Here is a 20,392-nt window from a genome sequence, read left to right as displayed (position 1 = left end):
GGACTAGGAATCCGCCGTGGATGCAAGTTCGGGGGCTGTGACTGGCGCAGCTGCTCGGTAACCTGTTCACGAGACGTCGCGAGAGGTTGTCAGCGGGTCATCTTCTTGACAAACACCACCACAAACAGCGCCAGGGTAAAGCTGCCGGTGAAGGCCTCGAAGGCGGCGAAGATCCGCGATAGCCCCACCGGGGTGAAATCCCCGTACCCTAGCGTGGTGAAGGTCACCACGCTGTAGTAGAGGCACTCCAGCAGGAAGATGGCGTTCTGTTCGAAAGGGGCGCCGGGCCGATAGACGAGGTGGTTGCCATTGAAGCTCAGGCCAAAGAAGAAGTAGAAGAGGCTGCAAATGAAGATGAGCAGCAGGGAGAAGAGCACCACCCGCATGGGGGCCTCGCCGTAGCCGCAGAAGAGATCGACTATCCAGGAGGTGAAACGGCGGCCGGACCAGAATGGCAGCTGCAGCCGGCGCATGGTGAGCTCCTGCTGGATGTAGCGGCCGGACATGGTGAAGATGCCCTGGGCTTCCGAGGCCTTGCGCAGATCCCGGTAGGTCTCCTCGGCCTCCTTGAACCAGATCCGGGCCTGCACCGGGTCGCGCTCCTTGCGGCCGCGCCGCTCCTGCATCAGCCGCTTGCCGGTATCCAGGTTGTCGAGGCGGGTGTTGTGCCAGCGGATGCCGAGCAGGTTGACGTCGTCGAGGGTGGCGCAGTGCAGGTTGGCATCGCTCAGATCCGCCTTCATCAGGCTGCCCCCCTTCATGCGCAAACCGTAGAGGTGAGCCCCCTGCAGATTGGCCCGGTAGAGGTTGCACTGCTCCAGCAGAAAGCCGTGCGGCGCGCCCTTCTTCACCAGATTGAGCCCGGCCAGGTTGGCGCGGGCCAGTTGCAGGCCATGGCACAGGCCGCCCTGGTGGACGTAGTGCTCCAGCTCGCGGGCGGTGTGGGGATCCTGATGCTGGCCATGGGGATCGTGCCAGCGGCACAGATCATGCTCCCCCGCCTCTTCGCTGCAGTGGCGGCCATCCGCCACCAGATATCGACACATGGCCATCGCCTGTCTCCTCCCCTTGCCGAGTCAGTATCAGCATAGGTGAGCGGCCGGCGAGCGGGGTCAGCTGAGCTGGGTAAACTCCTGACGCAGCTTGCGAAAACGGTCCTGCTGGGCCGGGTTGAGGGGGATGCCGTCCAGCACCTCCAGGGTCTCCTTGCACTCGGCGCCAAACTCCGGGCTCTTGCGATTCTTCTGCATCAGCTGCAGCAGCACCTGGATCTTGTTGAGGGCGGCACCGGTGTTGGCCGGGGCCCGGCGCAGCGCCTCGCGAAAGTGGCCGAGCGCCTGTTCCAGCTCGCCGGACTGATAGGCCTTGATGCCCAGTTCGTTGAGCTGCTGGTAGCGCTGGCGACGCTCCAGCACCGTCTTGTCGTCGCGGGTGGCCTGGATGCAGGTGGTGAGCAGCCGATCCTCGTCTTCGGCCAGCAGTGCCTGCAGGCTCTCGGCGTATTCGAACTCGCCGAGCTGATAGAGGGCGAGTATGGTCTCGCCCAGCAGGCTGGGGGGCATGGTGGCCGGCTGATCGAGCCAGTTCTGGTTGGCGCGGTAGAGCATCTTCTTGCCCTTGAGCAGCTCCCCCAAGGCGATCTGTACCCGGGCCTGGCAGATCTGCTCGAACACCGGGTAGTTGAACTCCGCCATCATCAACGAGTCGCGAATGCGCGACAGGGCCGAGTTGACCTGCTTTTGCAGGTTGGCGATGTGGTAGATGTCGTTGCTGTTGAGGGCATAGAGGGTCAGCGCCTGGATATAGGCCCCCAGGTAGTGGGGGGTGCGGTGGATCGAGTTGCGCGACAGGTCGATGAGGGAGAGCAGCACGTCCTTGGCCTGGGCGTAGTCGTGGCGCAGCAGGCACACCTCCGCCAGCCGGCGGGAGAGCTGTACCGACTGGGGCGAGATATCCACCGCCCGCTTGAGTTCCTGCTGGGCCTGCTCGTCATTGCCGAGCGCCAGCAGGGATTCCGCCAGCCAGAGGTGGGCCTCCACCATCAGCGGGGTGTTCTTGAGGGTCGCCTGCAGGTGGCTCACCGCCTCCTCGTGCAGACCCAGGGTGTGGCACGCCTTGCCCAGAGTGAGCCGGGCCCAGCTGTTCTCCTGGCCGGCCAGCAGCTGGCGCATCAGGCTGCGGGCCTCCTTGGCCTGGCCCAGCTTGAGCTGGGTATCGGCCTGCAGACAGCGGCAGAAGTTGGCAAAGCGCGGCACCGCATCGGCCCGCTCGGCGCAGGCGGCGAGCAGGGTGGTCAGGTTCTCCTCGGCAAGGGCGCTGAACACGCTCTCCAGCGCCTGGCGACGGGCGAGGGCACGTTTGAGGCGAAACGAGAACTGCTCCTGGGAGAAGGGCTTCATCAGGTATTCGTCGGGCTCGGCCTCCAGCGCGCTCAGCACCATGGCGCGGGAGCTGTCGCCACTCACCATGATCACCACGCTCTGGGGCGGGATGAGCTTCTGGTCGCGCAGGCTCTCCAGCAGTTGGCGACCGTTCTCGCCAACCCCCAGCTCATAATCGATGAGGTAGATGTCGAAGGACTCTTTCTGGCAGCGCCGTCTGGCCTCTTCGGCCGAGTTGACATAGGTGATGCGACTGATGCCTATGTTGATCAGCATCGCCTTCATCATCACCTGAAAGGAGCGCTGTTCGTTGACCAGCAGGATGCGCTTCGGTTTGGGTGGGGCTTTTTTCTCTGGCTCGGATTCCGGTGTCTGCATCTGTCTGGTCAGGGCGCTACGGGCGGATAACAGAAGTGTGCCACCAAAGCGCGCAGACAGGCAATTGAACATCCATGCCGCCGCCGTTTTTCCTCTGGCAAGGGGGCGCCGGGCCTGAAAAAAAACCGCCGCGGCCCTTGATCCCGGTCAAGCGGGCGCTGGATTGCACTGGCGGCGCCCACGCCGGTTTTTAGACTGAAAAGAGGCGGGCCGCGGGCCTGCCTTCGACCATCCAGTGACCACAAGGAGGAATCAAATGAGTTTGCTACCAGGCCGTACCAGTCTGTTTGATGACCTGTTTCACGACATGGCCTCCGGTTTCTACATCCGGCCCCTGCACGGGGATCCGCTGCCGAGCCAGATCAAGCTGGACCTCAAGGAGAGCGACGGCGGCTATCTGCTGCAGGCGGAGCTGCCCGGGGTGGCGAAGGAGGACATCCACGTGGATGTGCACGGCAAGCTGGTGACCCTGAAGGCGGAGATCCGCCAGCACGACAGCCAGAGCCAGGATGAGCGCACCCTGCGCAGCGAGCGCTATTTCGGCAGCGTATCGCGCACCGTCGAACTGCCGGTGGAGGTGACGCCGGAGCAGGTGGTCGCCCGCTTCGACAACGGTATCCTCACCCTGCAACTGCCCAAGCAGACGATGACTCCGGCGCCCCACCGCATCCCTATCGAGTAGCGCCGGCTTGCACACCACGAGGCCCCGCAGTGCGGGGCCTCGCTCTTTTATGGCGGTTGGGGTGCAGGCCGGGGAGAGGGCAGGGATGGCTGGCGGAGACCCCGACTCGTTCCTGATCACAAGGCCACCCGCCGCTCGGCCCCGGACAGCCCTCCGGGTGGATTTTTGCAGAGGGGGGATTGTGCAATTGGGTTTCTTTTGATACCACTGAACGCTTTCCCCTGCGGATCAGCCACCATTGCGCGACAAGGAGTTCCCATGCGCCTGCCACCCTTTCCCCCGCTGGTCTGGATCGTGATCCTGGGCACCTTCATGGTGCGCACCAGTTTCTTCATGGTCTGGCCCTTCCTCTCCATCCTGCTCTACCGGGAGTATGGCCTGTCAGCCTCCGGTATCGGGATGCTGCTGGGTGGCGCGGCCGTGCTCTCCTGCCTCATCGGCTTCTACGTCGGCTGGCTCTCCGACCGGCTCGGCCGGCGCACCATACTGCTGCTCGGCTGCGCCCTGTCGTGCGGTGCCTACCTGTTGCTCGGATTCGGCCACTCCCTCTGGCTCATCACCCTCGGGGTGTTTGGGTCGGGGCTCTCCTACGCCTTTATCGATACCCCGGGCAAGGCGCTGATGGGGGATCTGCTGCCCGAGAAGGCGCTGCGGGAGCTGGCTCTGCACCTGCGCTACTTCCTGCTCAACGTGGGGGCGGGGGTGGGGCCCCTCATCGGCGTCATGGTGGGGCTGGGTGCGCGCCAGGAGACCTTCGTGGTGACGGCCGCCAGCTATGGCCTGCTCGGCATCGCCTTCCTGCTCGGCTTTCGCCGCGACTGCGCCAGCCGGCCGGATGCCGGTCTCACCCTGGGGGCCATGCTCAGGGTGGTGGGGCGGGATCGCGCCTTCATGCTGTTCATCCTCGCCAACCTGCTGATGAATCTGGTCTATGCCCAGGTGGAGTCGCCGCTGATCCAGTACCTGACCCGCGCCGGCGCCCCCGAGGTGGAGACGCTGGTGGCCCTGCTGGTGGCCACCAATGCGCTCACCATCATCACCCTGCAGTTTCCGCTGCTGCACCTGACCCGACGCTGGCGGGTAAGCCTGCGGCTGCAGTTCTCCATCCTGCTGATGGCATCGGCCCAGGTGATGTTCGCCCTGTCGAGCCCGGCCCTGCTGTGGCCCTGGCTGGTGGCGATGTTCTTGCTGAGCGTGGGGGAGGCGGTGCTGTTTCCGCTCTTCAACGTGCTGATCGACCAGATGGCGCCGGCTCACCTCAAGGGGAGCTACTTCGGCGCCAGCGCCCTGGCCGGGCTCGGTTGGGCATTCTCGCCTATGGTGGGAGGCTGGTTCTTGCAAGTGTGGGGTGGCCCGGCCCTGTTCGCCGTGATGACCGCGATCTGCATGCTGGTGTTTGCCCTCTACGGGATGGGTCGCCGGGAGGCGCGTCCGTCGGCCGGGCCTGCCGGCTGCGAGGAGTAACACGCAGCGCGTTGACGGCGCTCACTGGCTTGCTGTCGCCGAGGGAATACGCCAATGCCTCACTGCATTCCTATCGAATCACGCCGGCTTGCAAACAACGAGGCCCCGCACTGCGGGGCCTCGTTGTTATGATTGCTGGGTCATGGCTGCAGCTTTATGGCTGTTTGGCCACCAGATAGGGGGCGAACTGGGGGGTATGGCTGGCGGCGAAGCCCTGCTCGGTCTTGACGATGAGGTAGACCGCGAGCCCATGCGCCCTGGCAAAGGCCATCGCCTGCTCCGGCCCCATCACCATGAGGGCGGTGTCGAGGGCGTCGGCCTCGAGCGCAGTCGGGGTGATGACGCTGGCGGAGACCAGCTTGTGGGTGATGGGCTGGCCAGTGGCGGGGTCGATGATGTGGGAGTAGCGCTGGCCGTCGAGCTCGTAGTAGTTGCGATAGCTGCCGGCGGTGCTGAGGGCCATGCCGTTGGGGATCACCACGTCCGAGAAGGCGCCGGGCTGGTCGGACGGCTCGACGATGGCTACCCGCCAGGGTTTGCCCTTGGCGTTGTTGCCCTTGCTGCGCACGGCGCCGGCCACCTCGATGAGGTAGTTGTGCACCCCTTTTTGCTCGAGCAGGCCGGCAATCTCGTCGGAGGCCGCCCCCTCGCCCAAGGTGGAGAGATCGAGGTAGAGATCGGGAATGCCCTTGCCGAGCAGGAAGTGATCCCCCTCTGGGGTCAAGGTCAGCCGGTCGATGCCCACCTTCTGGCGGGCGCTGGCGATCTGCTCGGCGCTGGGGCGCTTGATGGGACGTTTGTCCGGCCCGAATCCCCACAGGTTGACCAGCGGGCCCACGGTGACGTCGAGCTTGCCTTTGGTGAGATGGCCGGCATCGATGCCCTGCTGCACGATTTTGGCCATGGTGGCGGGAATGGCCATGGGGGGCTGGCCGTTGCCCTGATTGAAGCGGGAGATGAGGGAGTTCGGGTCGTAGGTGGAGATCTCGTGGTTCATGCGCGCCAGCAGGGCGTCGACCTCCTGCTGCAGCGCAGGCTCCCCGCCCGGGAAGGGATCGCTCAGGGTCACCGCATAATAGGTGCCCATGGTCTTGCCCTGGATACGGGTCTGGGTCGGGGCTGGCTGACAGGCGGTCAGCATCAGCAGCAGGGTCAACAACAGGCCGCGGGGGGCCGGGCGAGCAAGGAGCGACATGCGAGATCTCTCTGGCTAAAAACGGATGGCTCGGGCGTGGGCTGCGAGCCGGGGTCGCCAGCTTAGCCAAGGGCGCGGCGGCGGGCGAGCGTCGGTTGGAGAAAAGCGCGGGAGATAATTAAACAAAGAGTGGTTAATGGGCGGCGCGGCCGGTTTGTCCAGTTAAATAATGGGAACAATCTGGTGACCTGACCCGCAGCTTTGCGCTAAAGGCATAGCCGAATGACGACAGTTGAGTAGAATAAGGTCGATTTTGACAGCATGTTTGCCAGCCATGGTGCGAGCCTGCAGGCAATTGTGTTGCCATCTATTGCCAATCAAAGGAGAGGATGATGAAAAAGGCGATTACCCTGCTGTTTCTGAGCACCCTGGCTGCCCCGGCTCTGGCCGATGAGTGCGCGTTGGTCATCGAAGGCAATGATGCCATGCAGTACAACCTCAAGGAGATGAGCGTACCGGCCACCTGCAAAGAGGTGACCGTGACCCTGAACCACACCGGCAAGATGCCGGTGACCGCCATGGGCCACAACTGGGCGCTGGCCAATACCGCCGACTATCAGGCCGTTGCCACCGCGGGCATGAGCGCCGGCGCCGAGAACAACTACCTGCCCAAGGATGATCCCCGCGTACTGGCTCACACCAAGCTGGTGGGCGGCGGCGAGAGCACCAGCGTCACCTTCAAGACCGACGGCCTGGCCGGCAAAGACCTCACCTTCTTCTGCTCCTTCCCCGGCCACTTCGCCATGATGAAGGGCACCTTCAAGGTCGGCTAAGCACGTTGTGCCGACTCAGAAGCCGGGCAGTGCCCGGCTTTTTTGTGGCCGCTTGCCATGCCGTAGGAAACCCTGGCTCTGCGCCGGGAGTTGTGTGCCGTTTTATGATCCGGCGCGGGGTGAGTGGGGAGCATAGCGGATAAGATAGGCCCCTTTCGGGCCTGATGGTCCGCGTGAGAGGAGTCGTTTGTCGTGAGAAACGCCATCAACTGGGTGGTCGGTTGTTGCCTGCTGCTGGTATGCGCCATCGCGCTGGCGGCAGAGCCGCCGGTGAAGAAGAGCCGCAACGGCATCTGTCATCCCAAGGGCGGTACCTACTACAGCCGCACCAAGCACTACACCCCCTATGACTCCATGCAGGCCTGCCTCGACAGCGGCGGCCGGGCGCCGAAACGCTGATTACTGCACAGAAAAATCAAATCCAAAGTGTGAAATCGGCCAAGTCAAAACATTTGATGTTTTTAGTTGTGCATTTGGCTGATTCAGTCTTTAACCATTCAAAGGCTGCTTTTTTATGCCCTTGTCCTTCAATCAAAATAATGACATTGGGCTCGGGGGCTTTATAAGCACTTTGCAGGAAGAAAGGAAACTTGCGGTCTACGGAGCCAGATACTTGTTGTTGGTGTGGCTCAATTCGAGTGAGGCCATATATCGGATGGTTAATTACAAAAGCGCTAATGGCTTTGAGACCGTACAAATCCTCATAAGGCACCCGGCATTTGAACGTTTTTGGGATAGCGATTTTGTTGTCTTCAACGTATTGAAACTCAATAAGAATTTCTTTTATCTTGGTTTGTAGCTGTTGATTGCTTTTTTCTTCTTCCGAGGTCAATTCTGGTGGAGCCTCGAATCCTTCAAGAGTGTATTGCATAGGATCTCTCATTACAGGAAAGCAATGAGACCCATACTACCCCCTAATATTGATTGCTTTCAATATTAGGGGGTGTTTTTTGAGCGATATTGATGTGAGGCTGTCGCTTTAAATAATGGGCTGCAGGGTAAAGAAGGCGATGGCGCTCTTCTTCTGGCAGTCGAACTGGATGCTCTGCTCGCCGCTGATCAGCAGGGTCTCGTTGACCGCCATGGGCTGGCCCGCCGCCGTGAGCTGGCCGCTCAGCAGGTAGCAGAGATAGGTCTTGTCCGTCTCCAGGGTGAGGCTGAGCGGGAAGGGGAGGTTGAGCACCCGCACGTTGGCGCTGAGGCGGGCCGGATCATAGATGAGCCCCAGATCCGTCACCTCTTTTTTCAGCAGCTCGCAGTGGGTGTCGTCATCCCCGCTGAAGTGGGCCGCCTCGAAGGTGGCGTAGGGGTGGCCGTTTAGCACGAAGCCGGCCCCGCTGATGGGCAGCAGGATGCGCTGATAGCCGGGGAATTTCGAGAAGGGGCCGGCCTCCTTGATGGGCGCCGAGCTCAGCCGATAGGCAAAATCGAGCTTGTCGAGGCTGGCGCCGGCAGGGGAGATGAGGATCTGGGCTGTGGTGCCCTGCTTGTTCTTCCAGGGCATCTTCAGCTGGTCGGACTCTTTTATCAGGGTGATCAATGGCGCCTCGGCAGTTGGTGAGCGGAGTGAATTGTGTGGCCCAGTGATACCATCCCGCCCGCCGGCCCACAAGGTTGCGTCTGCCTGTCCCGCACTGCCCGCCCACTATTTCATCAGTTTCATCAGTCAGGCCAGCCATCGCCCTTGCGTTGGCTGCTTGCCCGTCGCGGCTGTATGAAACGCAACCACTTGTGCAGGGCGGCGAGAGGGCAAAACGGCAGGCTGTGATCCCGTCGCTGTTAAAGCGGCGGCGGCTCGCTACACTGGCGGTTCTGTTGCCCAAGGAGGCCCCATGACTCACAAGATCATTCTGGATACCGATCCCGGTATCGATGACGCCATGGCAATTCTGTTTGCCGAAGCCCACCCCGCCATCGAGCTGCTCGCCATCACCACGGTATTTGGCAATGCCACCATCGAGAACGGCACTCACAACGCCCTCTGGCTCAAGCAGCAATACGGCATGAAGGCGGATGTGGCGCAGGGGGCGGCCGCCCCGCTGCGACGCGAGCCGGTGGGCCCGACCACTGTGGTACACGGCCCGAGCGGGTTTGGCGACGTGACGGCGGGGGAGGTGACGCTCACTCCGGATCCCCGGCCGGCCTGGCAATACATAGTCGAGGCGGTGAAGGCCGCGCCCGGCGAGATCACCCTGGTCACCATAGGGCCGCTCACCAACCTGGCGCTGGCGCTGCAGGCGGCCCCCGAGATTGCCGGCCTGGTGAAGCAGGTGGTGGTGATGGGCGGCGCCTTCGGCGTCAACGGCCATCGCGGCAATGTGACCCCCTATGCCGAGGCCAACATCCACGACGATCCGGATGCCGCCGATCGGGTGTTCACCGCCCGCTGGCCTGTGGTGATCATCGGGCTGGACGTGACCCAGCAGAGTTTCTTCAGCAGCGCCTATCTGGACGCACTGCGCGACGAGGCGGGCGAGCCGGGCCGTTTCCTGTGGGATGTCAGCCGCTTCTACCTGCGCTTCTACTCCGAGCGGATCGGGCTCGATGGCTGCCACGTGCATGACCCGTCCGCCATCGCCTACGTGATCGATCCAACCCTGTTCACCCTGCGCGCGGGGCCGGTGCGGGTCATCAACGACGGCCCTGCCATCGGCCACACCCTGCAGAAATTTGACGGCAAGTCCCACCCCCACGACGAGTGGGCCGATCATCCTGACCAGCAGGTCGGGGTGGCGGTGCGGGATCAGGCGCTGCTGGCACTCTATCGGGAGACGCTGGTGGCCTGGGGTCGCAACCGCTAGAGGGCTCGGCGAGCAGGGGGCTTACGGTCGGACTTGAGACGCGGCTGTGATCCGCACCAAACAATCGGGGGCCAGTTGCGGCTTATACTGGCAGCAACCGTGTGAAGAAGGAGAAACAGGATGGCCTGGTTGTCGTTGCTGGTGGCGATTGCCCTCATCTGGTGGTTGATGAAGCTGGGGCGTGGCGCCTTGTTCGAGATCCGGCTTGCTCCAGGCAAGGTGCAGGTCAAGCGGGGCAAGGTGTCGCCGGCGTTTATCGAGCATGCCAAACAGATCCTGCGCCACGAGACGGTGCGCGGGCGCATCCTGGGTCAGCGCGATGGTGATGGGGTCAAGCTGGTCTTCTCCCGCTCCATTCCGGAGCCGGTGGCCCAGCGCTTTCGCAACATCTTCCCCTATGGTGATTACCGGCTGGGGGCGGTGCCGCTCTCCGGCTCCAAACCGCGCAAGGGGTGAGTCGTCACTCACACAGCAAACGGGCCTCCACTGGAGGCCCGTTTTGTTAGGGTCGGCGTGACTTATGGGTGCAGGGCGCGCTGGGCCTTGACCGTCTCCGGCTTGATGGCCACCCCTTCATTGCCCCAGGAGGCGCGCAGGGTGTTGACCAGCTCGGCGATCTGCTGATCGTTGAGGGTCCAGCCGTAGCCCGGCATGTGGTAGCCGATATTGCCCTGGGTGACCGGGGTCTCAGCGCCGTGCAGCAGCACGTTGAGCAGGCTGGCCGGATCCTCGGCCAGCACGGTCTGGTTGCCGACCAGGGAGGGGATGACGTGGTCGTTGCCGCGCCCGTTGTTGCCGTGGCAGGTGGAGCAGTACATGGCGTAATCCGCCTTGCCGCCGGCACTGGCATAGGCCCGGTTGCCCCTGGCGGCCGGTGCCTCGTCATCCAGCCCGGTCAGGTAGGTGGCGATGCTGGCCAGATCCGCGTCGCTGAAGTACTGGCTGCTGTGAGTGATCACTTCCGCCATGGGACCGCTGACGGCCTGATGCTGGCTGCGGCCGGTTTTCAGCAGATCGATGAGGGCCTGCTTGTCGTAGCGGCTGCCGCGAATATCGGGGGCATACCAGCCATCCAGGGTGGCGCCGCTCAGATAGAGGGGATCCGCCTCGGTCAGGGCTTTCTCCTGCATGCCGAGCCCGCGCGGGGTGTGGCAACTGCCGCAGTGGCCGGCCCCCTGCACCAGATAGGCGCCGCGGTTCCACTCCTCGCTCTTGCCGGCGACCGGGGTGAAGCGGCCGTCATCGTGATAGAGCCAGTTCCAGCCCCTGAGGGGCCAGCGCATGTTGAGCGGCCAGGGGATGTCGCTCGCCTTGTTGGCAATGGCCTGCGGCTGCACATCCTGCATCAGGTAGTGGTAGAGGGCGGTGAGATCCTCATCGCTCATCTTGGCGTAGGCGGTGTAGGGCATGGCCGGGTAGAGGGGGTCGCCGCTGCGGGTGATCCCTTCGCGCATCACCTTGATGAACTCGGGCAGGCTGTAGTTGCCGATGCCGTGGGTCTTGTCCGGGGTGATGTTGGTGGCGTAGACGGTGCCGACCGGGGTGGGGAAACCCTTGCCACCGGTGAGCGGCTTGCTAGCCTCGCTGGTGTGGCAGGCGGCGCAGTCCCCCAGCTTGGCCACGTATTCACCCGCCGACATGGCGGGGGCGGCTTGCAGGGCGAAGGTGGGCAGGGCCAGCAGCACGGCGCTGGCAGTCAGGGAACGGATCATTTGGCACCTCCCTTGGTCAGGGCGACCAGCTCGTTGACGGCGCGCCACGCCTCGTCGATGGCGGCGTGGGCATAGGGGCTCCAGCCCGCGTCCGAGTTGGCGATGGTGATGTTGCCCACCGGCTGGCGACCCCGCTCAATGAAGCGCTCCGACTGCTCTTCGTCGTCAAACAGGGAGTTGGCGATGTAGGAGTAGCCGTGGGACCAGCGGTTGACCGTGATGGCGAGGATATCCTGCTCATGGTTGAAGCCGGCCTCGCCCAGCATGGCCTGCAGCTGCTCGCGGATCATCTGTTCGTGCTGCTCGAATGGCATGCCGAGGAGCATGGCGCGCCCCTTGCGGGACTGCTCGCGGGCCGACAGGCCGCTGCCCGGCAGGGTCGGCACATAGACCATGTGCAGGCACATGGGTTGGTCCGGGTTCTTGGGATGCTCGTAGCCGCCGAGGTCGACCGGGTAGTCGAGCTTGACCCGGCTGTAGGGGGCGGCCGGGGCATAGACCTCGTGCACGCCGAGTTTGACGAACGGCTGCCAGTTTCTGATCACTACCTTGGTGTAGACCAGCGGCGCCTTGACGTTCTGGCGCAGCGCCTCCTTCTGGGGCTCCGGCATCTCGGGCACCAGGTAGGGGATCATCATGTTGTAGCCGGCCATGATGCACTGTCTGGCCTGTACCCGGTGCAGCTTGCCCTCCTTGATGTAGGTGACGTCCACCCCCTGTTTGCCGTCCTTGAACGGCACGTTTCTGGCCTGCAGCGCCGTGCTGCCAAGGCGCAGCTGCACCTTGTGCTCGGGGCGGTCGAGCTGGCTGTAGTCGAACCTGGCCAGTACCACGTCCTGCATGGTGTGGCCCGGGGCCACCTGCGGGATGAGCTTGCGCACCATCAAGCGGGTGAGGCCGGCGTTGCCATCCGGGAAGTGGAAGATGTAGGGGTCGTCCAGCTCGGCCTGAGATTCCGCATCGAGCGGGGTGAGATCCATGCCGGCAAAGCCCGGCAGGGCGCACAGGCGCGCGTCGGCGCAGGAGGTGGCATCGATGCCGACTGCCTGGAAGTCGTCGGTACGCTGCTGGAAGAAGGTGATGGCCCGCTCGCTCAGCCCCACCTTGTCGCGCAGGAAGGTGGTGTAGCTGTTGCTCTCCATCCAGGCGTCTTTCTGCTCGCGGGTCATGCCGTGCAGATAGTCGGTCTTCTCTTCGTGCAGCGCCAGCAGGGCGGCCTTGTCGGTGTCGTCGAACGGGAAGTCGCCGATGAACTCGGCCAGCGGTCGGCCGTTCAAGCGATCGCGCGGGATGTCGTCTGCCACGCTGTGGCCCGGGTCGCCGCTTACTATCTTGTTGACCCCGAAGTGCTTCTCGTCAAAGAAGACGCCGCGGCTCAGGCCCAGATCCGGGTAGAAGGTCTGCTGGAAGCCTTTGGCCAGCTCATCGATGTTGACCTCGAGCGCCTTGAGCAGCCCCAGCGCCACCGGGCTGTAGACGGAGCGCGGCGATTGCAGGGATTCGCTGCCGCCGTAACCCAGCCGCAGACCATCCGGGGTGGTGAACTCGTTACGCTTGGCGTGGCCACCGAAGTCGTCGTGGTTGTCGAGCAGCAGGATCTTTTTGTCCGCCCCGAGCAGTTGCTGGTAGAAGCAGGCGGCGGAGAGGCCGCTGATGCCGGCGCCGACGATCACCAGATCGTACTCGCCCTCCAGCGGGAGGTGGGCGAAGTCATACTGCTTGCCGTCGCGGGCGATGCTGTGAGCCGGCTCGAAGGAGCCCGGATGGTTGCCGCGCAGGCCGGTGAGAGCGGGCGGATAGACCAGCGTCTTCTCGGCCAGCGCCTTGCCGCCTTCGGCGGCCTGCAGCAGCTGGATGGGGGCGACGCCGGCCGCAATGGCAATGGCGACGCCGTTGAGAAAGTCTCTGCGTGTGATGCTCATGGCAATCCCTGTAAATGAAGAGTCGAATGAGAAGTGGGATAGGGTTGAATTCGTGACTGACGAGTAACGAAGGGGCGCAACCTACCGCTATATCCCGATGGAGTCCATGGCTTTGATAATAACTTATTAAACAAAATGGGGGATCATGTGATGGCCATGGCGGTGAGATGGATGAAATATGCATGTTTGTGGGGCAAAGCCACATCAACACCAAGGAATTAATTGAAATTTAATTTGATTAATTATGGTTAATTTCGAGTCTCACCTTTATTCGGCCATGGTCGACAAACAGGGCCTGATTATCGTCTGAATTTTCACCGCAAGGCCACCAAATGACACCCTTTATCCTTGTGAAATAAAAGGTTAAACGACGAAGTGGTGATTTAATCAACGCCGATTGGGTGAAATTGAGCCAGCCGCTGATTAATTGAGAAGGGCCCGACATGGATAAATTCAGCGGCGTCAAGCCATTAACATGCGACACACAGAAATCGCAAACAGCACACAAGTGAAAGATTAATTTTTCATGTTGTTCACATCCCCCCCCGGTGAAATAGAATGCTGCGTTTTTCTTACCACTTTAGCCTTGCGAAGATGAGGACATTGCATGAGACCTTTTGATGTAAAGAGGGGCTTGGGCGCTTTGCTGTTGCTCGCGACTGCCGGCTTGCTGAGCGGCTGCGACATGGCGCTGATGAGCCCCAAGGGGCAAGTTGGTCTGGAGCAGAAGTCACTGATATTGACCGCACTCGGCTTGATGCTGATCGTGGTGGTGCCCGTGATCGTGATGGCAGTGGCGTTCGCTTACAAATACCGAGCGTCCAACACCAATGCCACCTATGCGCCTGACTGGGCCCACTCCAACAAGATTGAAGCGGTCGTCTGGACCGTACCCGTCATCATTATCGCCATCCTGGCGGTGATTACCTGGAAGACCTCCCACTCTCTGGATCCCTACAAACCGCTGGAATCCGAGGTGAAACCGATCCAGGTCGATGTCATCTCCCTTGACTGGAAATGGTTGTTTGTCTATCCGGAGCTGGGTATCGCCTCGGTCAACGAGCTGGCATTCCCGGTCAACACCCCGGTCAATTTCCGGGTGACCTCCGACACCGTGATGAACTCCTTCTTCATTCCCCAGCTGGGCGGCCAGATCTACGCCATGGCGGGCATGCAGACCAAGCTGCACCTGATTGCCAACGAGGCAGGCCAGTACAAGGGCATCTCGGGTGGCTACAGCGGCGCCGGTTTCTCCGGCATGAAGTTCAACGCCATCGCCACGCAGGATCAGGCCGGTTTCGACGCCTGGGTCGCCAAGGTGAAAGCCTCTTCCAAGGCGCTCAACACCATGGATGAGTTCAATGCCCTGGCCAAGAAGAGCGAGAACCACCCGGTGGAGTACTTCGCCAGCGCCGATCCCAAGCTGTTCGTCAACATCATCAACAAGTTCATGGGCGACATGAAGCACGGCGAACACGCCGCCATGCAACACGGCGAAAAGCAGGCCGCCATGCAGCATGATGCCTCCATGAGCCACGAAGGCATGGAGCATGACGCCTCCATGAGCCATGAAGGCATGGAGCACGGCGACGCCATGCACCATGAGGCCCAGGGCGAGCAGATGGACCACGCCGGTCACATGCCGGCCGACAAGACTGTGAAAGCGGGTACTAACTGATGTTTGGAAAATTAACACTCGATGCCATTCCGTACCATGAACCCATCATCATGGTCACGATCGCCGGCATCATTCTGGGTGGGCTGGGTATCGCCGGTCTCATCACCTATTTCGGCAAGTGGCAATATCTGTGGAAAGAGTGGCTGACCTCGGTCGACCACAAACGCCTCGGTATCATGTATCTCATCCTCGGCATGGTCATGCTGCTGCGCGGCTTTGCCGATGCGGTGATGATGCGTACCCAGCAGGTCATGGCCTCGGCTGGCGGCGAGGGCATACTGCCACCGCACCACTACGACCAGATCTTCACCGCCCACGGCGTCATCATGATCTTCTTCGTGGCCATGCCGCTGGTGATCGGTCTGATGAACATCGTGGTGCCGCTGCAGATCGGTGCCCGTGACGTCGCCTTCCCCTTCCTGAACAACCTGAGCTTCTGGTTCACTGCCGCAGCCGTGGTGCTGATCAACGTCTCCCTCGGGGTCGGTGAATTCGCCCAGACCGGCTGGCTGGCCTATCCGCCCTTGTCGGGGCTGGAATTCAGCCCGGGGGTCGGGGTCGACTACTGGATCTGGAGTCTGCAGATCTCGGGTCTGGGGACCTTGCTGACCGGCGTGAACTTCTTCGCCACCATCATCAAGATGCGCGCCCCTGGCATGACCATGATGCGCCTGCCGGTGTTCACCTGGACCGCCCTGTGCGCCAACGTGCTGATCATCGCCTCCTTCCCGATCCTGACCGTCACCATCGCCCTGCTGACCGCAGACCGCTACCTGGGTACCCATTTCTTTACCAATGACATGGGTGGCAACATGATGATGTACATCAACCTGATCTGGGCCTGGGGTCACCCCGAGGTGTACATCCTGGTACTGCCGGTGTTCGGGATCTTCTCCGAAGTGGTGGCGACCTTCTGCAAGAAGAAGCTGTTCGGTTACACCTCGCTGGTGTGGGCGACCATCGCCATTACCGTGCTCTCCTTCATCGTCTGGCTGCACCACTTCTTCACCATGGGATCCGGCGCCAACGTGAATGCCTTCTTCGGCATCACCACCATGATCATCTCCATCCCGACCGGGGTGAAGATCTTCAACTGGCTGTTCACCATGTACCGCGGTCGCATCGAGTTCACCTCACCCATGCTGTGGACCGTCGGCTTCATCATCACCTTTACCGTGGGTGGCATGACCGGGGTACTGCTCTCCGTGCCGGCCGCCAACTTCGTGCTGCACAACAGCCTGTTCCTGATCGCCCACTTCCACAACGTCATCATCGGCGGCGTGGTGTTCGGTTGCTTCGCCGGTATCACCTACTGGTTCCCGAAAGCGTTCGGCTTCAAGCTGGATGACGTCTGGGGCAAGCGCGCCTTCTGGTGCTGGATCACCGGCTTCTTCGTGGCCTTCATGCCGCTCTACGTGCTGGGCTTCATGGGCATGACCCGTCGTGTCAGCCAGAACATCGATCCCGAGTTCCACGGCTGGCTGGTGGTGGCTGCCTGCGGCGCCGGCCTGATTGCGCTGGGCGTACTGTGCCAGGTGATCCAGATCGTGGTCAGCATCCGCGACCGCGAGAAGAACCGCGACCTGACCGGCGATCCCTGGGGTGGCCGTACCCTGGAGTGGTCCACTTCCTCGCCGCCCCCCTTCTACAACTTCGCCATCGAGCCGAAGATCAAAGGGCTGGATGCGTTCTGGGAAGCCAAGCAGGACGGTTCTGCCTATCAGCAGCCCAAGCACTATGACCCGATCCACATGCCGAAAAACTCCGGTGCCGGCGTCATCATCGCCGCCTTCAGCACCCTGTTCGGCTTTGCCATGATCTGGCACATCTGGTGGATGGCCATCGCCGGCTTCGTAGGCATGATCGCCACCTGGATCATCCACAGCTTCAATGACGACGTGGACTACTACGTGCAGGTTGACGAGATCGAGCGGATCGAGCGTCAGCATTTTGAAAATCTCAACAAGGTGGCTTAATTCCATGGCGACTGACGTTCTACATCACACTCACGGTGCCCATGAGGATGGGCACCATGATGCCGGCGCCAACAAGGTATTCGGCTTCTGGATCTACCTGATGAGTGACTGCATCCTGTTCGCGACCCTGTTCGCGACCTATGCGGTCCTGGTCAACGGCACCGCCGGCGGTCCGAGCGGCAAGGACATCTTCGAACTGCCGTTCGTGTTTGCCGAAACCATGCTGCTGCTGCTGAGCTCCATCACCTTCGGCTTTGGCATGCTGGCCATGAACAAGAACAAGGTGGCGGCGGTCAATACCTGGCTGTTCATCACCTTCCTGTTCGGTGCCGGCTTCATCGCGATGGAGATCTACGAGTTCCATCACCTGATTGCCGAGGGCTACGGTCCGGATCGCAGCGGCTTCCTCTCCGCCTTCTTCACCCTGGTGGGTACCCACGGTATCCACGTGACCAGCGGTCTTGTCTGGATCATCGTGATGATGGTGCTGGTAGCCAAGAAGGGGCTGACCGATCGCAACCGTACCCGTCTGATGTGCCTGAGCCTGTTCTGGCACTTCCTCGACGTGGTGTGGATCTGCGTCTTCACCGTGGTCTATCTGATGGGGGTCATGTAATGAGTCATTCCGTTGACAATCACGGCGCCAGCCACGGCAGCGCCAAGAGCTACCTGATCGGCTTCGTGCTGTCCCTGATCCTGACCGCAGTGCCGTTCTGGATGGTGATGGACGGTTCTGCCTCCCACACCACTGTGCTGGCCACCGTGGTCGGCATGGCGGTGGTGCAGATCTTCGTGCACCTGGTCTACTTCCTGCACATGAACACCTCGTCCGAGGAGCGCTGGAACCTGGTGGCACTGATCTTTACCGTGCTCATCATCGCCATCGTGGTCGTGGGTTCCCTGTGGATCATGTACAACCTCAACATCAACATGATGGTTCACTGAGCAGGTTGGCAATGATGATGAAGCAATACCTGCAAGTGACCAAGCCGGGCATCATCTTCGGTAACCTCATCTCGGTTATCGGAGGGTTCCTGCTGGCCTCCAAGGGGAGCCTGGATGTGCCCCTCTTCATCCTGACCATGGCTGGTGTATCACTGGTGGTCGCCTCCGGTTGCGTGTTCAACAACTACATCGACCGGGACATCGACTGCATCATGGAGCGCACCAAGAACCGTGCTCTGGTGAAGGGTCTGATCGCCCCCGGCGTATCGCTCTGGTACGCGAGCGCCCTCGGCATTGCGGGCATTGCACTGCTCTACTTTGCGGCCAATCCGTTGGCCGCCCTGCTGGCGGTGCTGGGCTTCATTGTCTATGTGGGGGTCTACAGCCTCTACATGAAGCGTCACTCGGTCTACGGCACCCTGGTCGGCAGCCTCTCCGGCGCCGCGCCGCCGGTCATCGGCTACTGCGCGGTGAGCGGTCAGTTCGACTCAGGCGCGCTGATCCTGCTGGCGATCTTCAGCCTGTGGCAGATGCCGCACTCCTACGCGATCGCCATCTTCCGCTTCAAGGATTACCAGGCCGCCAACATCCCGGTACTGCCGGTGGTGAAGGGGATCCCGGTGGCCAAGCTCCACATCACCCTCTACATCCTGGCCTTCATGGTGCCGACATTGATGCTGTTCCTCGGCGGCTACGCCGGTTACAAGTATCTGGTGGTGGCCACCGCGGTCAGCGTCTGGTGGCTGGGGATGGCGCTGTCTGGCTACAAGGCGGCGGTGGATGACTCCCTCTGGGCGCGCAAGCTGTTCATGTTCTCCATCGTCACCATTACCTGCCTGAGCGTAATGATGTCGGTGGACTTCCAGCCGGAGGCAGAGCCTGCGGTACTGGTGAGCATGCTGCCCTAAGGTGCATACCTGTCATGTTCCGTGTTGTGATGCGACGCGGGAAAATCAGTAGAATCCAGAGCCGGGAACCTTCCCGGCTCTGTTATTATGGGGCCGCCCCGTCGGGCACTTTTCCCTTGTGTCGGGTGTGGCAAGCCCAGTGTCGGCCACCCCTTGAGTCTTCCTTTTTCCTGACCTATCGAGGCCATCATGAATGATTTCACCATGACGAGGGGCGAGCGCCGTGCCACCTGGGCGCTCGGCTCCGTCTTCTCGCTGCGCATGCTCGGCATGTTTATGGTGCTGCCGGTGCTGACCACCTACGGCATGTCGCTGGCGGGTGCCTCCGAGGCGCTCATCGGCCTGGCCATCGGCATCTACGGCATGACCCAGGCGCTGTTCCAGATCCCGTTCGGCCTGCTCTCCGACAAGGTGGGCCGCAAGCCCCTCATCGTCGGCGGCCTGCTGATGTTTGCCCTCGGCAGCGTGATCGCGGCGTTGACCCACTCCATCTGGGGCGTGATCCTCGGCCGCGCCCTGCAGGGCAGCGGTGCCATCTCGGCTGCCGTGATGGCGCTCTTGTCGGATCTCACCCGCGAGCAGAACCGCACCAAGGCGATGGCCTTCATCGGGGTGAGCTTTGGCATCACCTTCGCCATCGCCATGGTGACCGGCCCCCTCATCACCCATGCGCTGGGGCTCAGTGGTCTCTTCTGGCTGATCGCCCTGCTGGCGCTGGCGGGCATCGCCGTCACCCTCTGGCTGGTGCCAACTCCGAGTGGCCACCTGCTCAATCGCGAGTCCGGCATGGTGAAGGGGGGGATGCGTACCGTGCTGACCAACCCGCGCCTGCTCAAGCTCAACTTCGGTATCCTCTGCGTGCACACCCTGCTGATGTCGAGCTTCGTGGCGCTGCCGCCGCTGCTGGAGCGCGCCGGCCTGCCCCGTGACAGCCAGTGGCAGGCTTATCTGGTCACCATGCTGATCGCCTTCGTCAGCGTGGTGCCCTTCATCATCTATGCCGAGAAGCGCAGAAAGATGAAGCGGGTGTTCCAGATCTGCGTGCTGGTGATGCTCATCGCCGAGTTGGTGCTCTGGCAAAGCGGCCTGCAGCTGTGGGGCCTGCTCGCTGGCCTGCAGATCTTCTTCATCGGTTTCAACGTGATGGAGGCGCTGCTGCCTTCTCTTATCAGCAAGGAGTCGCCCCCCGGCTACAAGGGCACCGCCATGGGGATCTACTCCACCAGCCAGTTCATCGGGGTGGCCATCGGCGGCAGCCTCGGCGGCCTGCTCTACAGCCTGGGTGGCGGCGCCCTGGTGTTTGGCGGCTGCGCCGCGCTGGCGCTGGTCTGGCTCGGGGTCAGCCTCACCATGGCCGAGCCCCCCTATGTGAGCAGCCTGCGCATCGTGTTGCCGGAAGGGGTGGAGGCCGACGCGGCGCTCGAGCAGAAGATCCGCGCCTGCGAGGGGGTGAGCGACGTGCTGCTGGCCGCTGCCGATCGCTCCGTCTATGTGAAGGTGGACAGCAAGCGCCTGAGCCGGCGCGATCTGGAGTCGCTGGTCGCCGCCTGAGGACACCGACCAGCATGAAAAAGCCC

Annotated in this window: 19 protein-coding genes; 12 read left to right on the top strand and 7 right to left on the bottom strand. The window is 62.1% G+C overall.

From position 1 onward, the window contains the following. Positions 1-89: 89 nt before the first annotated feature. Both I6L38_RS12245 and I6L38_RS12240 read right to left on the bottom strand, forming a co-directional pair. A complete protein-coding gene (locus I6L38_RS12245; RefSeq protein ID WP_208201117.1) occupies positions 90-1,052 on the bottom strand; it encodes an ion channel in 963 nt (320 codons plus the stop codon). Positions 1,053-1,112: 60 nt separating this feature from the next. Continuing rightward, positions 1,113-2,759, bottom strand: a complete 1,647-nt coding sequence (locus I6L38_RS12240; RefSeq protein ID WP_010633387.1) for a tetratricopeptide repeat-containing response regulator — start codon at positions 2,757-2,759, stop codon at positions 1,113-1,115. A gap of 256 nt (positions 2,760-3,015) precedes the next feature. Here I6L38_RS12240 and I6L38_RS12235 point away from each other — a divergent pair, with 256 nt between their 5' ends. After that, positions 3,016-3,441 (top strand): Hsp20/alpha crystallin family protein, encoded by a 426-nt coding sequence (locus I6L38_RS12235; RefSeq protein ID WP_201971682.1) that lies wholly within the window; start codon positions 3,016-3,018, stop codon positions 3,439-3,441. Between the two features lie 258 nt (positions 3,442-3,699). After that, on the top strand, positions 3,700-4,905 hold the full coding sequence (locus I6L38_RS12230) for an MFS transporter (protein WP_216988537.1): 1,206 nt from the start codon (positions 3,700-3,702) through the stop codon (positions 4,903-4,905). Between the two features lie 154 nt (positions 4,906-5,059). Here I6L38_RS12230 and I6L38_RS12225 read toward each other — a convergent pair whose 3' ends face one another. Beyond that, entirely contained in the window at positions 5,060-6,100 is a 1,041-nt protein-coding gene (locus I6L38_RS12225) for an FAD:protein FMN transferase (protein ID WP_216988536.1), read from the bottom strand. Positions 6,101-6,432: 332 nt separating this feature from the next. On the opposite strand from I6L38_RS12225, the gene azu reads away from it, so the two are divergent. Together azu and I6L38_RS12215 are read left to right on the top strand one after the other, a co-directional pair. Beyond that, a complete protein-coding gene (gene azu / locus I6L38_RS12220) occupies positions 6,433-6,873 on the top strand; it encodes an azurin (protein WP_005302949.1) in 441 nt (146 codons plus the stop codon). A 192-nt stretch (positions 6,874-7,065) separates the two neighbouring features. Continuing rightward, positions 7,066-7,272 (top strand): hypothetical protein, encoded by a 207-nt coding sequence (locus tag I6L38_RS12215; RefSeq protein ID WP_005302947.1) that lies wholly within the window; start codon positions 7,066-7,068, stop codon positions 7,270-7,272. A 16-nt stretch (positions 7,273-7,288) separates the two neighbouring features. Here I6L38_RS12215 and I6L38_RS12210 read toward each other — a convergent pair whose 3' ends face one another. Further along, entirely contained in the window at positions 7,289-7,744 is a 456-nt protein-coding gene (locus I6L38_RS12210; protein WP_139398451.1) for a PD-(D/E)XK nuclease superfamily protein, read from the bottom strand. 108 nt (positions 7,745-7,852) lie between these two features. Further along, positions 7,853-8,413, bottom strand: coding sequence for a HutD family protein (locus I6L38_RS12205; RefSeq protein ID WP_216988535.1), 561 nt, complete (start codon positions 8,411-8,413; stop codon positions 7,853-7,855). A 292-nt stretch (positions 8,414-8,705) separates the two neighbouring features. Between I6L38_RS12205 and I6L38_RS12200 the strand changes: the two genes are divergently transcribed. Beyond that, positions 8,706-9,674 carry a nucleoside hydrolase gene (locus I6L38_RS12200; protein ID WP_216988534.1) on the top strand — a complete coding sequence of 323 codons (969 nt, stop codon included), beginning with the start codon at positions 8,706-8,708 and terminating at the stop codon, positions 9,672-9,674. A 120-nt stretch (positions 9,675-9,794) separates the two neighbouring features. Further along, positions 9,795-10,130 (top strand): DUF3634 family protein, encoded by a 336-nt coding sequence (locus I6L38_RS12195; protein WP_005302941.1) that lies wholly within the window; start codon positions 9,795-9,797, stop codon positions 10,128-10,130. Between the two features lie 62 nt (positions 10,131-10,192). Here the strand turns inward: I6L38_RS12195 and I6L38_RS12190 are convergent, their stop codons facing one another. Both I6L38_RS12190 and I6L38_RS12185 read right to left on the bottom strand, forming a co-directional pair. Then, positions 10,193-11,386 carry a cytochrome c gene (locus tag I6L38_RS12190; RefSeq protein ID WP_216988533.1) on the bottom strand — a complete coding sequence of 398 codons (1,194 nt, stop codon included), beginning with the start codon at positions 11,384-11,386 and terminating at the stop codon, positions 10,193-10,195. Next, complete coding sequence (locus I6L38_RS12185) at positions 11,383-13,308, bottom strand: FAD/NAD(P)-binding protein (protein ID WP_216988532.1); 1,926 nt, start codon at positions 13,306-13,308, stop codon at positions 11,383-11,385. The genes I6L38_RS12190 and I6L38_RS12185 overlap by 4 nt, the downstream gene beginning before the upstream one ends. A gap of 607 nt (positions 13,309-13,915) precedes the next feature. On the opposite strand from I6L38_RS12185, the gene cyoA reads away from it, so the two are divergent. The 6 genes from cyoA to I6L38_RS12155 all read left to right on the top strand — a co-directional run bounded on the left by cyoA (position 13,916) and on the right by I6L38_RS12155 (position 20,366). Beyond that, positions 13,916-14,986: a cytochrome o ubiquinol oxidase subunit II gene (gene cyoA, locus I6L38_RS12180; RefSeq protein ID WP_139725907.1), complete on the top strand. Its 1,071-nt coding sequence runs from the start codon at positions 13,916-13,918 to the stop codon at positions 14,984-14,986. Next, on the top strand, positions 14,986-16,962 hold the full coding sequence (gene cyoB / locus I6L38_RS12175; RefSeq protein WP_005302935.1) for a cytochrome o ubiquinol oxidase subunit I: 1,977 nt from the start codon (positions 14,986-14,988) through the stop codon (positions 16,960-16,962). The genes cyoA and cyoB overlap by 1 nt, the downstream gene beginning before the upstream one ends. Positions 16,963-16,966: 4 nt before the next feature. After that, entirely contained in the window at positions 16,967-17,578 is a 612-nt protein-coding gene (locus tag I6L38_RS12170; protein ID WP_005302934.1) for a cytochrome o ubiquinol oxidase subunit III, read from the top strand. Continuing rightward, positions 17,578-17,907, top strand: a complete 330-nt coding sequence (locus I6L38_RS12165) for a cytochrome o ubiquinol oxidase subunit IV (protein ID WP_005302933.1) — start codon at positions 17,578-17,580, stop codon at positions 17,905-17,907. Before I6L38_RS12170 ends, I6L38_RS12165 begins: the two co-directional genes overlap by 1 nt. 11 nt (positions 17,908-17,918) lie before the next feature. Further along, positions 17,919-18,815, top strand: a complete 897-nt coding sequence (gene cyoE, locus I6L38_RS12160) for a heme o synthase (protein WP_095592355.1) — start codon at positions 17,919-17,921, stop codon at positions 18,813-18,815. A 189-nt stretch (positions 18,816-19,004) separates the two neighbouring features. After that, complete coding sequence (locus I6L38_RS12155) at positions 19,005-20,366, top strand: MFS transporter (protein WP_216988531.1); 1,362 nt, start codon at positions 19,005-19,007, stop codon at positions 20,364-20,366. The last annotated feature ends 26 nt before the right edge of the window (positions 20,367-20,392 follow it).

The organism is Aeromonas sp. FDAARGOS 1408 (assembly GCF_019048665.1).
GTDB lineage: Bacteria > Pseudomonadota > Gammaproteobacteria > Enterobacterales > Aeromonadaceae > Aeromonas > Aeromonas dhakensis.
The sequence above is the reverse complement of the archived record's forward strand: the minus strand, read 5'-3'. Positions and strand labels throughout refer to the sequence as shown.